Raw genomic sequence first — 1,014 nt, 5'->3', positions numbered from 1 at the left:
AAACTAACAGGAACATCGGTTTTAAACGGTATGCCTGTCAGGGTCGAAGTGTTGAAAACACCGCCACGTAAAGCGGCCTCACGAGCTGCAAAACCAAAAGCGGCAGCGGCAAAGAAAACCAGAGCTCGCAAAGCCAAGGTTGCATCATAGGCGCAGCAGATGTGCCTAAAAAGCAAATCACAAACAAACCATAAAAGTAGTAAACACTATGGTGATACCGCATGAGTCGGTGAGCTCCGAAGCGCTCGAAGGCCTGTTAAAAGAATATTGTCATCGCGCTTGGGGGCTGAATGATACCGAATCCCCAGAGGCAGAGCGCATCGCTTTTGCTCAAAAGGCGCTTAATAACGGTGAACTGGTGCTTTGGTACAGTGAGTATGAAGAAAGTGCTTATCTGTTAGCAGCGAATGAACTGCCCGACCTTAACACTCCGCCACAACAGCACGAGTAAGACGGTATGTCTCAATTCATTGTTGGGCAAGAAGAGCTTTTAAAACGCGCGGGCAAGGCGGGTTACCAGCGTGGCATTGCCGCTTATCAAAGTAATCGCATCGAGAAGTATCATCGAAAAGGCAACTTCGTCACTGCAGTGGTTGATGGCTTTGATGTTGAGTTAAAGCATGTCGGGAACATCGTTGATGGGCATTGTTCGTGTCCAGAGTCCGATGGTTTTGACTTTTGCCATCACTGTGTAGAGCTGGTTTTACATGGCAATCACTTGTCTCAGCAGTTGCTCTCGTTGTCGAAGGGGCCTGAAAAATCCCGAATTTTTGCCTACCTACTTGGCTTAGATAAACAGGTGATGGCCAAGCATATGCTTGATCTTCTTGAGCAGATGCCCGAGCAGTTTGAGCGCTTTTCGTTGAAGGCGACCTTGTCGAATGAGCAGATCGACTTCGTAAAGCTAAAAGCGCGAGTCACAGAGTTAACGCGGATTGATGACAAGAGGAATCTGTTTAGTCAGCGGCAAGTAAAAGTCTTTTTTTCTCGCATTAATCAATTATTTGCCGAGTT

The 1,014-nt window shown here is 47.1% G+C and carries 2 protein-coding genes; both read left to right on the top strand.

Annotated elements, in window-relative coordinates:
- The first annotated feature begins 208 nt into the window (after positions 1-208).
- On the top strand, positions 209-451 hold the full coding sequence (locus tag A3750_RS18335) for a YheU family protein (protein WP_068452959.1): 243 nt from the start codon (positions 209-211) through the stop codon (positions 449-451).
- A 6-nt stretch (positions 452-457) separates the two neighbouring features.
- Positions 458-1,014 (top strand): SWIM zinc finger domain-containing protein (locus A3750_RS18330; RefSeq protein ID WP_197475143.1); only part of this gene is annotated, 557 nt, incomplete at its 3' end.

This window comes from Oleiphilus sp. HI0079 (assembly GCF_001635105.1).
This window is presented reverse-complemented; position numbering and strand designations above follow the sequence as displayed.